This window comes from Spirochaetota bacterium (assembly GCA_017999915.1).
GTDB lineage: Bacteria > Spirochaetota > UBA4802 > UBA4802 > UBA5550 > RBG-16-49-21.
Genome location: JAGNKX010000006.1, coordinates 255,673 through 268,816, shown reverse-complemented (window position 1 = coordinate 268,816; position 13,144 = coordinate 255,673). Strand labels below are relative to the sequence as shown.

General features: G+C 46.8%; 15 protein-coding genes. 11 read left to right on the top strand and 4 right to left on the bottom strand.

What is annotated here, in order from left to right:
• Positions 1 to 341 precede the first annotated feature (341 nt).
• Positions 342 to 536: a type II toxin-antitoxin system VapB family antitoxin gene (locus KA369_11210; GenBank protein ID MBP7736532.1), complete on the top strand. Its 195-nt coding sequence runs from the start codon at positions 342 to 344 to the stop codon at positions 534 to 536.
• A gap of 5 nt (positions 537 to 541) precedes the next feature.
• On the top strand, positions 542 to 937 hold the full coding sequence (locus KA369_11205) for a PIN domain-containing protein (GenBank protein ID MBP7736531.1): 396 nt from the start codon (positions 542 to 544) through the stop codon (positions 935 to 937).
• Positions 938 to 1,107: 170 nt separating this feature from the next.
• On the opposite strand, the gene KA369_11200 is transcribed toward KA369_11205, so the two are convergent.
• The gene (locus KA369_11200; GenBank protein ID MBP7736530.1) at positions 1,108 to 2,532 is read right to left on the bottom strand and encodes a tetrathionate reductase family octaheme c-type cytochrome; all 1,425 of its coding nucleotides are present in this window, start codon (positions 2,530 to 2,532) and stop codon (positions 1,108 to 1,110) included.
• Positions 2,533 to 2,892: 360 nt separating this feature from the next.
• On the opposite strand from KA369_11200, the gene KA369_11195 reads away from it, so the two are divergent.
• The 7 genes from KA369_11195 to KA369_11165 all read left to right on the top strand — a co-directional run bounded on the left by KA369_11195 (position 2,893) and on the right by KA369_11165 (position 8,746).
• Positions 2,893 to 3,198 carry an EF-hand domain-containing protein gene (locus KA369_11195; protein MBP7736529.1) on the top strand — a complete coding sequence of 102 codons (306 nt, stop codon included), beginning with the start codon at positions 2,893 to 2,895 and terminating at the stop codon, positions 3,196 to 3,198.
• Between the two features lie 367 nt (positions 3,199 to 3,565).
• Complete coding sequence (locus tag KA369_11190; GenBank protein ID MBP7736528.1) at positions 3,566 to 4,339, top strand: peroxiredoxin; 774 nt, start codon at positions 3,566 to 3,568, stop codon at positions 4,337 to 4,339.
• Between the two features lie 353 nt (positions 4,340 to 4,692).
• A complete protein-coding gene (locus KA369_11185) occupies positions 4,693 to 5,136 on the top strand; it encodes a winged helix-turn-helix transcriptional regulator (protein ID MBP7736527.1) in 444 nt (147 codons plus the stop codon).
• A 66-nt stretch (positions 5,137 to 5,202) separates the two neighbouring features.
• Positions 5,203 to 6,369 carry an alpha/beta hydrolase gene (locus KA369_11180; GenBank protein ID MBP7736526.1) on the top strand — a complete coding sequence of 389 codons (1,167 nt, stop codon included), beginning with the start codon at positions 5,203 to 5,205 and terminating at the stop codon, positions 6,367 to 6,369.
• Positions 6,370 to 6,397: 28 nt separating this feature from the next.
• On the top strand, positions 6,398 to 7,048 hold the full coding sequence (locus KA369_11175) for a hypothetical protein (GenBank protein MBP7736525.1): 651 nt from the start codon (positions 6,398 to 6,400) through the stop codon (positions 7,046 to 7,048).
• A 122-nt stretch (positions 7,049 to 7,170) separates the two neighbouring features.
• Complete coding sequence (locus KA369_11170) at positions 7,171 to 7,962, top strand: helix-turn-helix transcriptional regulator (GenBank protein MBP7736524.1); 792 nt, start codon at positions 7,171 to 7,173, stop codon at positions 7,960 to 7,962.
• A 40-nt stretch (positions 7,963 to 8,002) separates the two neighbouring features.
• On the top strand, positions 8,003 to 8,746 hold the full coding sequence (locus KA369_11165) for a transglutaminase family protein (GenBank protein ID MBP7736523.1): 744 nt from the start codon (positions 8,003 to 8,005) through the stop codon (positions 8,744 to 8,746).
• An 83-nt stretch (positions 8,747 to 8,829) separates the two neighbouring features.
• Here the strand turns inward: KA369_11165 and KA369_11160 are convergent, their stop codons facing one another.
• The 3 genes from KA369_11160 to KA369_11150 form a co-directional block, all read right to left on the bottom strand.
• Positions 8,830 to 9,471: a thioredoxin family protein gene (locus tag KA369_11160; GenBank protein ID MBP7736522.1), complete on the bottom strand. Its 642-nt coding sequence runs from the start codon at positions 9,469 to 9,471 to the stop codon at positions 8,830 to 8,832.
• An 11-nt stretch (positions 9,472 to 9,482) separates the two neighbouring features.
• A complete protein-coding gene (locus KA369_11155) occupies positions 9,483 to 10,487 on the bottom strand; it encodes an FAD-dependent oxidoreductase (protein ID MBP7736521.1) in 1,005 nt (334 codons plus the stop codon).
• Between the two features lie 217 nt (positions 10,488 to 10,704).
• Complete coding sequence (locus KA369_11150; protein ID MBP7736520.1) at positions 10,705 to 11,277, bottom strand: TetR/AcrR family transcriptional regulator; 573 nt, start codon at positions 11,275 to 11,277, stop codon at positions 10,705 to 10,707.
• 147 nt (positions 11,278 to 11,424) lie between these two features.
• Between KA369_11150 and KA369_11145 the strand changes: the two genes are divergently transcribed.
• Both KA369_11145 and KA369_11140 read left to right on the top strand, forming a co-directional pair.
• Positions 11,425 to 12,321 (top strand): SDR family NAD(P)-dependent oxidoreductase, encoded by an 897-nt coding sequence (locus KA369_11145; protein ID MBP7736519.1) that lies wholly within the window; start codon positions 11,425 to 11,427, stop codon positions 12,319 to 12,321.
• A gap of 156 nt (positions 12,322 to 12,477) precedes the next feature.
• A complete protein-coding gene (locus tag KA369_11140; protein ID MBP7736518.1) occupies positions 12,478 to 13,137 on the top strand; it encodes a TetR/AcrR family transcriptional regulator in 660 nt (219 codons plus the stop codon).
• Positions 13,138 to 13,144 lie beyond the last annotated feature (7 nt).

The following is a 13,144-nucleotide window of genomic DNA, read 5'->3' as shown; positions in this document are numbered from 1 at the left end:
TTAAACAGCATTTCTATGCCAAATCATGACATTCAGCAAAGAACTGTCCAATAGTTTAAGTCCCATCGTCACCTGCAGAACATCTTTTCGAACTCAATAAAAAAAGCCGTAAAAATTCTGCGGCTTTTTTTATTGTTTAATACCAGAAATTGGTCTGAACCATAATCTTGACGAGTTCGGAATCGTCCCCCTGATCCCCCAATTATTAATCTTTCGAACTACTATCCTTCGATCCGGACAAATAATCAAAAACAACATGGTTTTAATTTCCAGCAATCATATTTAAAAAGCGTTTGACAATGTGTATAAATATCACTATTTTTGTGTATAAGGAGATTATCATGAGAACCAACATAGACATAGATGACAAGCTTATGCATGATGCCATGGCGGCAACAAAGCTGAAATCAAAGAAGGAAGTGGTGCATGTGGCCCTGAGTGAGCTGGTGCGCTTGAGCAAGCAAAAAAGCATCCTGCGTTTTCGCGGCAAGGCCAGGTGGGAAGGTGACCTTGATCAGATGAGGGCCATGAGGTAAGCCGATTGATCGTTGATACATCAGTATGGATAGATTTTTTTAATGGCATTCAGAACAGGCAGAGTGAATACCTTGCTGACTCCATAGAATCCGACAAAACCATATTCATGCATTCAATAATACTCATGGAAATCCTGCAGGGGTTCCGGTCAGATAAAGATCACGACGAAGTACAGGATATTCTCCTGTCGTATAATTTTGTCATAGAGGAACCGGTACCGGATGCAATTGGAGCATCCGACCTGTACCGCTCTCTCAAGAAAAAAGGAGTCACGATCAGAAAAAGCCTGGATTGCCTGATAGCGCATGCGGCAATCAAAAATGGTCTGCCACTACTTCACAGGGACCGGGATTTCGATATTATTGCCAAGCACTCAAAACTGAAATTAATTGCGCTATAAAAAAATGATTTCCAGAGCATTATTTTTCAGAATTTAACTTATTTCCTGCAATCCAGATCATTATTTCCAGCAAAATCTCCTCTACCACCGAGTTCGAAAATCGTCCCTGATTGCCTGCATGCCAGAACGTGAAAAGGCGGGGCTGCACGACCCCGCCTTTTTCATTTTTATTATCTCTGTTTTTTAAATCTGCCGCCGCTCTTTTTCGGGTCACTCTTGTATCCGAGGGCCTTCCAGTCAAGGCGGCCGTTTTTCCCGTGACAATCGTTGCACTGAAGTGCTTTTTCCTTTGGCGGCACCATGTGGTTGACGGGCCAATACATTACCGTCACTATCCAGTCATAGGAGCCTGAATAGGGCAAATCAGCCGCTTTCATTCCTTCTATAAATGATTTATTCCAATCATATGTAGCCCAGTAGCCTCCTGGCCCGAAGAGCTTGGGAATGAGTATATAACCGTTCTTCACATCATAGGCCTGCTTACCCTTCATGACCTTGAAGGGCATAATCCTTGAATTCTTATCCTTGATGGCGCCGTTCTGCCAGTTGAGGATGAATTCCTTGCCGGGTTTTTTAATCTTGTCGCCTTCAACAGTGATATCCTGACTGCCATCGGACCAGAGATAGACCGGCACTGCGTTCTTCACCCATTTAAATTCACCCTTCTTTTTATCATAGGTGGGCATCCCGTGCTCTTTTTTAATGTCCGCCCGGTCCTGACCAGCAACCGACCAGTCCCACCAGGTCTTTGTCGGTTTTGCCGTTGCATAAAGCGGTATATGGCACGTCTGGCATGCCACATGGGCCATATGCCTGTTGATAGCCGCGTTTTTATGCACGTTGCCGGAATGACAGGAATTGCAGCCCATGTTATTACCGCCGGTGGCTCGCGAACCGTGCATTTTGCCGACAAACACATGGTTGGTGCGATAATGACATTTTGAACAATTATAATTTTTTCTGCCCATGTGAACATCGCTGTCCCTGTCAGGGTTGAGCAGGGTCGAATCAATGTTCCCGTGCTTTACCGCGTCTCCGCCGCCCCCGAAGAAATGACAGGTACCGCAATTCTTTCTGCTTGATTTCCCCGCCTTTCTCGCGATGGTCAGATAGTCGGGCGGATTATACGTCTTGTTTTCGATTATTGTTTTTTCCCGTGCCGGATAGCCGGAACCGGTAGGAAGCTTTTCATATAAGCCGGTGGTGTCATGGCACACCAAGCAGTCGATATTATTCCTGTCGGCAAAATCAAACTTTTTGTCTTTCCAGCCATAGCCCGCATGACAACTGGTACACCGCGGCCAGTTGGACGTTAGAGCTATGCAGAAATTATTCAGTATGTTGATTTTACCTGCTGATATATATGCATTACCTCTTTTAATTGTCTTTTTATCCTGCCATTTCCAGTGCCTTGACTGCAATATCTGATCGCCGGCTTCGGGATGGCATTCGAGGCATTGCCGCGTTACATCCTGCGGGTTTTTAAAATCCCCGCTTATTTCATGATGGGGAGGGGTCTTTTCAGCTGTAAAAATCTCCCTGGCTGAAAAAAATACACAGGTAATAATCATAATGATAGCAATACCATGTTTCATAATTCTTCCCCACGAGAATGATTAGTAGAATAATACTCAATGTTACCAGAAATAAAGTCAAAACCTTTTTTCATCAATATTATTGCATCCGAAATGTTCTACATTGCCAAATAACAGCGAGTTTTAATTCCAAATGTCATGTTGCCTTCTAACCTTTGATGATGGCACATGGCAGTGGTCTTGACGCCCATGAATTACAGCAACCCGGCAAAGCCATCCGCCAATCTGAAAAAACCCTGCAGTAATAATTTATTTCAAAATTTATAAAAAAATATATTTTAATGGAACTATTCCATAAATCTTGGGTCTTACGCCCATATATTTAAAGAAAAACAATTATAACCAGAAGGAGAATATTTTATGAACAAGTTAAGAACATATCTTATAGTTCTTATGTCTGTCGTTATGTTCCTCAGCTCGGGTGTTGTTTTTGCCCAGAAGAATGAAAGGCCTTATCTGAGATGCCAGGAAAACTTTAAAGCCATGGATACAGATAATGATGGAAAAGTAAGCATGCAGGAGTTCAGGGCCGTAAAGCACCGCAGAGGCAACGCCGATGAAATTTTTAAATCCCGGGATGCCAATAAGGATGGATTCCTGACAATGGAAGAATTCTGTTCAGGCAAGGGCCGTGGAACTGGCCAGGGTAAAGGCAGGAACAGATAATAGTTATCCGCACAGTGATGTGTCTGTCGAAATTCTCGAGCCGGCAGTCCGGCCTCTCAGGCAGGTCAGATCGTTTCTGTCGGCTCGGGAGCACCTGAAAGGCCCATAGTGGTCCTTTCTGCGGCTCCAGGCGATTTCGGTGTCGCACCGGCCTTTCTTGACCTGATATGATACAATTGAATCCCCCTGTGATATTACGCTAAAAAAGTTGAATTAATTACAAAAAATCATTAAAAACGAGCGGGAACAGTTGACGAAAGCCAATAATATAAGTATCATCTAAATTACTTAATTTTCCATATTTAAATTATCCTAAAACTACTAAACTAATAGGAGGCTTATTATGTTAAGGCGTAATGCTATTATTATGCTGATTTTAGCTGCATCGGCCCTAACGATTCCGGGCTGCGGGAAGAACGAACAAACCGCGCCTTCTGCAGGGTCCCGTCAGGAAACCTCAACCGTGCCGCTCATCGGCTCACCGGCGCCTTCGTTTGTGGCGGAAACGACCCAGGGCACCATCAAATTCCCGGAGGATTATAAGGGCAAGTGGGTTATCCTTTTCAGCCACCCAGCCGATTTCACGCCCGTGTGCACCACCGAGTTCATGACATTCGCCAAAATGATGAAAGAATTCAAGGCGCTCAATACCGAGCTGGTGGGCCTTTCCATTGACAGCATTTACAGCCATATCGCGTGGCTGCGGACGATCAAGGAGAAGGTCAAGTACAAGGATATGGCCAATATCGAGGTGACATTCCCGCTCATCGCCGACCTCAAGATGGAAGTCGCGAAAAAGTACGGCATGCTGCAGCCGGGTGCCAGCGACACGAAGGCCGTCCGCGCCGTATTCTATATCGACCCGAAAGGCAAGGTTCGCGCCCTGATTTACTACCCGCTTTCCAACGGGCGTAATTTTCAGGAAATAAAGCGGCTCCTCATCGCCATGCAGACGGCCGACAAGGAGGGAGTGGCCACGCCCGCCGATTGGCAGCCCGGTGATGATGTTATAGTCCCGCCTCCGGGCTCCTGCGGATCCGCAAAAGAGCGCGTTGAGAAAAAGAGCGCCGACACCACGTGCTACGACTGGTTTTTCTGTTTTAAAAAGCTGCCGATCAATAAAATCGATACCGGGAAGTAGGAAATGACGGCAGTTTAGACGCATCATCATTATCCAGGAAACCGTCTTAGGTTGGTTCTCGGTTTAATCGAAAAAGCCCTCGCAGTTGCGGGGGCTTTTTCAATGGGCTGATAACATTAACCAAAGAAGTGTCCAACAGCTTGAGTCCCGTCTCACCTGCATGCCAGAATGTAAAAAAGGCGGGATTGACGATTCCGCCATAATTAGGGAAAAGTATTATCAATGTTGACTATCCAGAAACCGAACATAAAAACTCATATCGAAGAAAAAAATATACATTTCCACTTGACAATTTATGGTTTAGTAGCTATACTATTTTCATGGCACTCGATAAAAAAATAGTCAGGGAAATGATGGTCGATTTCATCAGGCTGACGAACAAATTCAATAAACTGATCAAACAGCCACTTGATTTCGGAACAGGAGATTTATTGTACCCGACCGAGATACACACAATCGATCTGATCGGCAAAATGAGGAAAGCTACCGTGACAGAATTGTGCGGGCTGTTCGGGGTCACCAAGGGCGCGGTATCGCAGGTTGTGGGCAAGCTATCCCGGAAAGGATATGTGACAAAAAACCGGAGCGTCGATTCAGGAAAAGAAAGAATTCTCACTCTTACCGCAAAGGGCCGCAAGGCATTTGATTCCCATGTACACCTTCACGAAGAAATGGATCGCAGCCTGATCGCAAAAGCGGCCGACATTACGCCAAAACAGGTTGAACAGTTCCGGCAAATGCTGGGCACCATTGAAGAACATGTCGATTCATATCTGACCCTGGGATCTGCCGGCTGATTTTTTTTATCTTTTAGTTTAGCTGCTATACTATTTTGCAAATATAATCCACCAGGAGGTATGCATATGAAAAAAGAGCCAAGAATAGGAACCCATTTCTTCCACGAGGAGCCGAACATGAATTACCAGTTCAACCGAATCTATTCAATAAACGGGGGAGACCTTGAAGAAATAAAAGAGGTTTCTGCCGGGATTAAGACCCTCGATGATTGGATAAATGAGTTCATGAGACTGGCAAAGAAAGCGGAAGCCGGAAAACGCGCGCTCCAGGCTTCCGCCTATTACCGCGCGGCGAATTTTTATATTTCACCGGGTGACCCCAACAAGAACGCCACGTATGCTTCATACAAGGCGCTCATAAATGAATTATACGGGCATGACTTCACATCGGGGATCATCCGGGAAATAAAGGTTCCTTATGAAGGCGGGTTTATTCCGGTATGGCATTCCAAACCGGCGAAGAAGGATGGCGAAACAAACATCGTTGTGGCTCATCTCGGATATGATTCATTGAAAGAGGAGCTCATTCCCATGGTTCACTTTTTCCGCAATGCGGGCCTTGAGTTATACATCTTCGAGGGGCCGGGACAGGGGGACGCCCTTTATTCAGGCAAACTGCCGATGACCCATGAATGGGAAAAGCCGGTGAAAGCGGTGCTGGACTATTTCAGCCTTGACAATGTCACCCTTATCGGTCTTTCCCTGGGCGGTTATCTCGCCCCGCGTGCGGGAGCATTCGAACATCGGGTCAAGCGAATCATCGCCTGGGGAGTCATGTATGATTTCTTTGATGTTGTTGTATCACGCCGAGGGAAATTATTGGAAATCATGCTCAAGTTACTGCTTCCACTGAAAGCATCATTTATTGTGAATGCCATATCCCGGATAAAAATGAGAAAAGATACCTATGCAAAATGGGGGATTGAGCATGGAATGAGCGTTCTGGGAGCGAAAAGTCCTTATGAATATTTTAAAAAGCTCAAGCTATATTCCATGAAAAACATTTCACACCTGGTCCGGCAGGATTTTCTGTTGATCGGCAGCACCCATGACCATTTCATTCCAGCCGGAGATTTTTTCATACAGGCGCGGAAACTTGTCAATGTCAGGTCGTTTACCGGGAGAATATTCACAAAGCATGAACACGGGGAAAACCATGTCAGTTTTGGCAACATACCGCTGGTGCTTCAATACATGACACGCTGGATCAGGGAGCATTCAGAAATAAAATAAACAGCACAAATATCAATTGAGGATTCCCATGAATAAACACTTGTTAAATGAATTAAGAAATAAACTGGCCGATGAACGAAGCAACAAGATCATAATACTATCTCATTGCATGTTGAATCAAAACACGAGATATATGGGAGGGGCCTTTTACAAAGGCATCGTACCGGGTATAATCGAAACCGCCCTTGATAAGGGTTACGGAATCGTTCAAATGCCATGCCCGGAACAACAAGCATGGGGAGGCGTCTTGAAAAAATATATGTGGCTTGGTTTTGGCTCAAAACCAGGCCTTTTCTATAAATTTCGGATTATCCTGCTCCCGTTATTTATTTTTTATACAAAATTCATGTATAAGCGGATCGCACGAAACACCGTGAGAAATCTGATTGATTATCATAAATCCGGTTTCCAGATAATAGGGATAGTCGGCATAGACGGCTCCCCCTCCTGCGGCGTCAATGCCAGCCTGGACATGGGAAAGTCTTTTGATTTTTTTGCCTCATTGACTCCCGAGGCAGTTGACAGAAATCAGATGAATGATCAAATGTATAAAACATGTCTTGTTAGCCAAAAAGGGTTGTTCATATCGGAGATCCAAAAGATTCTAAAAAAACATGGAATACATATTGCTTTATTCTCTCATAGCATCCTTGATGAAACGAAAGGAAAGCCTAGCTGAATCAATCAGGCGTTCCTGTTATCCGGTATATTAAAAAATGACGCATTCCGCTTCCCACAATAACCGGACAATATAAATAATGATTGAAAAATCCCGGAAATTACAAGGCTGAATCATTTAATATGTCAGAAACAAAGTTGATACTCTATTTTTTCCATTACAACGTTCTCTTCCTGGGGAAATCGACAGATACCGAGGTGCACCGCCACCACCTTGTGCAGGTACTTGTTTCCCTGGGCGGTCCATTCAGATTCAAATACGGCAATACATGGCATGAAACGCTCGCGCTGATACTGGACGCCGACAGGGATCATCAGCTCGATGCCGGTGACAACTGGGTCGCGATTCTTCTCCTGGATTCAGAATCGGATGCGGCACGGCTTATCAGGAAGAACCACTTGCGGGATACCGGCCTCCGCGAAATTGACAGGGCCCTGCTTGCGCCGCACCTGCGGGACCTGGAAAAATTAATCCGAAATCCCACTGCATGTACTGAGGCAGAAACTTTATTCAATCGTATTGTCGACGGTCTCGCCTGCAATGACAGACCGGGCGTATGTATCAATGAAAAAATTCAGCATGTTATCGAAAGGATAAGTAATCTTCATGAAAAAAAAGCCCCGATACGGGAATTGGCGGAATCCGTCGGCATTTCAGAAAGCAGGCTCATGCATCTTTTTTCCGAGGAGGTCGGAATACCCATACGGCAATACCTGCTCTGGTGCCGTCTGCGGGACGCGCTGAGACTGATAACCACTGGCATTTCATTTACCGACGCCGCCCATGAAGCGGGATTCTCGGATTCCGCGCATTTAAGCAGGACATTTAAAAAAATGTTCGGCGTTACCCTCCTCAGAATATTTAAAAATTATAAAAACAGCAGGTTCATTCAAGTCATAATTAGCAGTGATTGATATTTTCATAATTGAGTAAAATCTTCTTGGAGGAACAATTATGAAAAATATCCGGATTCTGTCTGATTATGACGATCCAATGGTCAAATCAAAAGCGGCGGATCTTGTCAGAGGTGAAACAACGATTCGGGGCAAACTTGAAAAATTATTTTACTACGTGAGGGACGATATAGATTTCGGCTTCACCGCAGACGGTGATATTATCAAGGCATCCGAAATCATTAAACTCGGCATGGGCCAGTGCAATAATAAAGGAACATTGTTCCTGGCATTATGCAAAGCGGTCAGCATACCGGCACGTATTCATTTTTCTCTAATCAGAAAGGAAATTCAGGCTGGACTCTTCACCGGCATCTTTTACCGGCTCCTCCCTCCCCTGCTGTCTCACAGCTGGATCGATGTCCATGTTGACGGTAAATGGATACGAATAGACTCGTATATCAATGACCAGCCCTTCTATCTCGCAGGGAGGAAAAAGCTCAGGGAAAACGGATGGGATACCGGATATTCAATCTCCTGCTCCAGCGGCGAGTCAAGCGCCGAATTCAATCTGGATGCTGAAAAATTCGTGCAGATGGATGCGGTTGTCGAGGATCATGGCGTTTGGGAAGATCCCGGTTATTACTATGCGACCGATCTCTATAAAAACCGGCCTAATGCCATCAAGTTACTGGTCTACCGGCTCTTCATTCCAAGGACGGTGAACAAGAAGATTGCGCGGATGAGATCGGAATGCTCTTCGGGATTGTGCGGGTCGCCGGCATTACACGCGGCAAATGTCTGAGAGCATTAATATGCCAGGAGCGGCCCCTTTCAATAATTCGCGACATCCGACAAAGAAGCGCCAAATGTTGATCGCACGGGGCCTCAGAGCTTTTCAATCGTATCGAGAAACGCCGTCACGGGATGGGCTCCCACGAGCTCGAGTTTTTCGTTGAAAATGATCTTCGGCACGCCGGTTACATGATGCTTTATCGCCTGGGGCATGAAGGCATTCGCGTCTATCATATCGGCCCTGATCCTGTCGCTCTCCATTGCCAGCCTGTGGGCGGTCGCCACGGCCGATGGGCATAGGGGGCAGGCGAGGCTCACGAAGACCTGGATGTGGACATCCTTTGATACCGCCTTCACCCGCTTTGCGATATCATCCGGGAGGGGCTCCCTTCTGCCGGACAACTCGATTATCGCGCCAATGAAGGAGTTGATCTCGTATCCGCCGGGAAGGCCGAAAAACCTGACGCCCCGGTCATTGTCGCCTGCGTCGAGCAGGACTATCGCCGGTATCTTGTCGATTCCGTAGCGCGCCGCCAGCGCGCCATCAGCGACAAAATCATGGATTGCGACCTCAAGCTTGCCGCCAAGGGAGCCGATTTCCTCCACGAACTTCCGCGTATCGCCGCAGACCTGGCATTCGATTTCCTGCGTGAAATAAAGAAGACGCACGCCATCCTTCATGGTGTCGAGTATATTCTTCAATTGCCGCCGGACCTTGTCGTCAAAAAGAGCCATGGAGCGCCTCCTTATTCCATTTTTTTCAGATAGTCGCACGCGGAAAGGGCCGCCTTCGCACCCTCCCCTCCCGCGATTATGATCTGCTTGTATGGCACCGTGGTGACATCACCCGCGGCGAAGACACCGGCTCTGCTTGTCCTGCAGGCGCAGTCCACCACGATCTCGCCGGCATCATTCATTTCAACGATGCCCCTGGCAAAACCGCTGTTCGGCTCAAGGCCAATTTCTATGAAGATCCCATCGGCGGCGACCTCCATGGCCTCGCCGGTCGCCGCATTTTCAAGAACAACCGAAGTCACGGCGTTTTCGCCTTTTATTTCCCTCACCGAGCTTTTATACATATACCGCACGTTGCCGAACGCGGCCAGTTTTTCCGTGAGTATCTTATCCGCGGTCAACCGGTCAAGGTTCTGCACCACGATGACCTCTCCCGCGATGGCCGCAAGATCGATCGCGGCCTCCACCCCGGAGTTTCCGCCGCCCACAACCACGACCCTCTTTCCCGCGAAGAGAGGGGCGTCGCATATCGTGCAATAGGCAACCCCGCGGCCGGTCAGCTTTTGCTCTCCGGGAACCCCCAGCTTTCTCCATGACTTGCCGGAAGCGATGATAAGCGCTCTCCCCCTGACGAACCGCTCGTCATCGAGCTTAATTGTCTTTATCGGACCATCCTCGGTCGATGCCACTCCGACGCCTTCGCCATAGCCAATGCTAAACTGCCGTACCTGCTCCTGGAACTTGTCCACAAGGTCCAGGCCGTTTATGTGGCGATAGCCCATGTAGTTTTCGATGGCGGACGTCTCCGCCATCTGCCCACCCACGTGCTTGACGATAAGGGCGGCGTCAACGCCCTTGCGCATGCAATAGACCGCGGCGGTCAGACCCGCGGGGCCGCCGCCAATGATGACAACATCGTAGATCCGCTCCGAATCCAGGGAAGCGGCGTTTTTTTCATTCAAGAATGAAACCGCGTTGAGGTTAAAATCTATTTCAATCCTCCGTGAAACGAGCATTTCCGCTTCAATTCGATTTCAGAAGTCGCCTTTTTTGCAGCGTTTATGGTATAAAAAATAATTTCACGAATGCATATTGTCAAATATTTTATATAATCACTGACTTATGGTCACCTCCAATCTCAGACACCGGGAAGGCGGGGTTGCTCGGCCCCGCCTTTTGTCGTTTTCAGGCTGAACATGCGCCAGTCCCGAGAATATTTGATTGGGCGGTAAATTATTTCTTTATGATTGAATCAAGTGCGTGGTTTATCAAAGGCGTAATATCATTCAGGCCTTTTTCTGGTTTGTTATGACCCGCCAGGTGTAATTCCACGACGCCATGTATGCACGCATATAAAACCGCCGTCTTTTCCAGCAATAATTTCTGATTCAACTGCCTTGATTTCAATGCCATGGAAACAAAAAAGATAAACTTATTAAACACGTCGATGGCCGCCTGCTTGACATCAGGGTATTTATCCTCATCCCATTTGGTATTAAACATAAGCTGGTAGTGATCCGGGTTATTTATCCCGAAATTGTAATATTGAATGCTTAACTCGAACAATAGCTGCCGTGGATTTCTTATTTTTTCTTCAAGCTCGGCGAATTTCTCCTTCATGATATGAAAATTTTCAATAACTATGGCAGCCAATAATGACTCTTTATTATCAAAATGCCGGTATAAAGCCCCCCGTGATAAATGTGCGGCTTTACCCACGGTTCTCATTGATATTTCCGCGATTCCTTGTTTATCAATAAGATCGCGTGTAGCTTTAAGAAGGATTTGTTTGGTATCATTGCCCATGTATTATCCCCGGGAATTATCTCAAAAATATAGCTTATCAAATTTCAAGTCAAACCCAAAAAAATTACATCATTTTGTTGACACTGTCAACATATTATAGTACCTTGATGTTGACAGTGTCAACTTAACTTTTAGGAACAAACAACTATGAAAAAAATTATGATTACCGGAACAACCTCCGGCCTCGGGTTGGAAATCGCATCACAGCTGGCGCAAAATCCTGATACTCAGGTTATCATGGCGGTGAGGAACCTGAACAGGGGGCTGGAGATAGCACGGCAGCTCGGGAAAAACGTATCGGCGGTGCATCTGGATTTATCATCTTTGGGGAATGTAGGGGCTTTTGTCAGGAAATGGCGATCAAAACTCGACGGCCTGGTCAACAACGCCGGCGTCCAGTTCAGCACCCGGGAGAGCTTCACAGCTGATTCTCTCGAGGAGACCATTGCCGTCAACCACCTGGCGGTGTTCCTGCTGACGATCGGACTGGAGAAGCACCTCTCCGGGGGAAAGGTGCTGTTCATGGGGAGCGGAACGCACAATCCAAAACACAAAACCGCCGCCATGTTTGGCTTCCGCGGAGCGCGATACACGTCCGTCCAGGACCTGGCGAGCGGCGGATCATCCACCGGAAGCATTACCCGGCGGAATATGGACCGTTATGCCACATCAAAATTTTTAGTTACCGTGACTGCTGTTGAGCTGGCTCGCCGCGACAAAACATATCAGGCTTTTGTATTGGATCCGGGACTAATGCCGGGAACAGGTCTGGCAAGAACCCAAAGCCCCATCATGCGGTTCATGTGGAGCAATGTCCTGCCGATAGCAGGCACGTTCCTTCCCGATACTTCCAGCACGAAAAAAAGCGCCTCAGCCGCAGCTTGGATCATGACAGAAGCAAGCCTTCCCTATCCCAGCGGAACGATCTTCTCCTACGATAAAAAACCATGCAGACATGTTTGGGAAGAAATGGTCAGGAATCCCAAAATCGGCGCCGACGTCTATGAACAATCGCTGCGAATAGTTGAACGCTTCCGGAAATAATTCCATACTTGTTTTGTTATTCCTTTTCCAATTCGGCGGCCGCCACAAACAAGTATAGCGAGATATTTTTTCGATATATAAGCTAAAAAACGGTTGACGATAATGTACTAAATATGTAATTTATTTACATATTTAGTACATATTAGCATGCCGCCTATGGAAAAGAAAACAAGGCCCAAGCGGGCCTATATGAGCAAGGCCCTCAGAAAAGAAGAAATTGTCGCAAAAGCGAAAGCCGTATTTGCTGAAAAAGGCTACCACAACACAAGCATCGGGGACATCCTCAAGGCATGCAATATCGCCCAGGGCACGCTATACATGCATTTCAGCGGAAAGCAGGAAGTATTCAGGGAAGTCATAATCGATGCGATGGGAAATATCCTGAAGATCATCAGCCCGATTCAAGTCGAAGCGATGAATGATGCCCAAAGCCGCGATCTTGACCTCTACCATTATATCCTCAGGAAAAACAGGAGGTTTTTCGAGGCGGTGAGGGACGAAAAGAATCTCTTCCGCATCATCCTTTTCGAATCCTACGGTATCGACCCCGAGATCAATAAAATCCTGCTCAACATTTACAATATCATAAAAAACCAGGTCGAGACCGAGCTTTCCATTTTCCGGAAGCTTGACCTGCTGGGTGACGTTAACATGATGATAGCCGTGCAGGCGGTGATCGGCTCCATTATGATGGTTATAATGAATAATTTTTTCGGCGACGCCGAGCCTGACATTCCGTATCTCGCGGAGGAAATCACCAAGCTCCAGCTTTATGGATACGGTAACGGCCACCACAAGGGCGGAATAACTTTGTAAAATCGCC

Bases quoted from the DNA above. Each gene is read 5' to 3' on its own strand.
- KA369_11210 (MBP7736532.1), top strand. From the start codon at position 342: ATGAGAACCAACATAGACATAGATGACAAGCTTATGCATGATGCCATG.
- KA369_11200 (MBP7736530.1), bottom strand. From the start codon at position 2,532: ATGAAACATGGTATTGCTATCATTATGATTATTACCTGTGTATTTTTT.
- KA369_11195 (MBP7736529.1), top strand. From the start codon at position 2,893: ATGAACAAGTTAAGAACATATCTTATAGTTCTTATGTCTGTCGTTATG.
- KA369_11190 (MBP7736528.1), top strand. From the start codon at position 3,566: ATGCTGATTTTAGCTGCATCGGCCCTAACGATTCCGGGCTGCGGGAAG.
- KA369_11185 (MBP7736527.1), top strand. From the start codon at position 4,693: ATGGTCGATTTCATCAGGCTGACGAACAAATTCAATAAACTGATCAAA.
- KA369_11180 (MBP7736526.1), top strand. From the start codon at position 5,203: ATGAAAAAAGAGCCAAGAATAGGAACCCATTTCTTCCACGAGGAGCCG.
- KA369_11175 (MBP7736525.1), top strand. From the start codon at position 6,398: ATGAATAAACACTTGTTAAATGAATTAAGAAATAAACTGGCCGATGAA.
- KA369_11170 (MBP7736524.1), top strand. From the start codon at position 7,171: ATGTCAGAAACAAAGTTGATACTCTATTTTTTCCATTACAACGTTCTC.
- KA369_11165 (MBP7736523.1), top strand. From the start codon at position 8,003: ATGAAAAATATCCGGATTCTGTCTGATTATGACGATCCAATGGTCAAA.
- KA369_11160 (MBP7736522.1), bottom strand. From the start codon at position 9,471: ATGGCTCTTTTTGACGACAAGGTCCGGCGGCAATTGAAGAATATACTC.
- KA369_11155 (MBP7736521.1), bottom strand. From the start codon at position 10,487: ATGCTCGTTTCACGGAGGATTGAAATAGATTTTAACCTCAACGCGGTT.
- KA369_11150 (MBP7736520.1), bottom strand. From the start codon at position 11,277: ATGGGCAATGATACCAAACAAATCCTTCTTAAAGCTACACGCGATCTT.
- KA369_11145 (MBP7736519.1), top strand. From the start codon at position 11,425: ATGAAAAAAATTATGATTACCGGAACAACCTCCGGCCTCGGGTTGGAA.
- KA369_11140 (MBP7736518.1), top strand. From the start codon at position 12,478: ATGGAAAAGAAAACAAGGCCCAAGCGGGCCTATATGAGCAAGGCCCTC.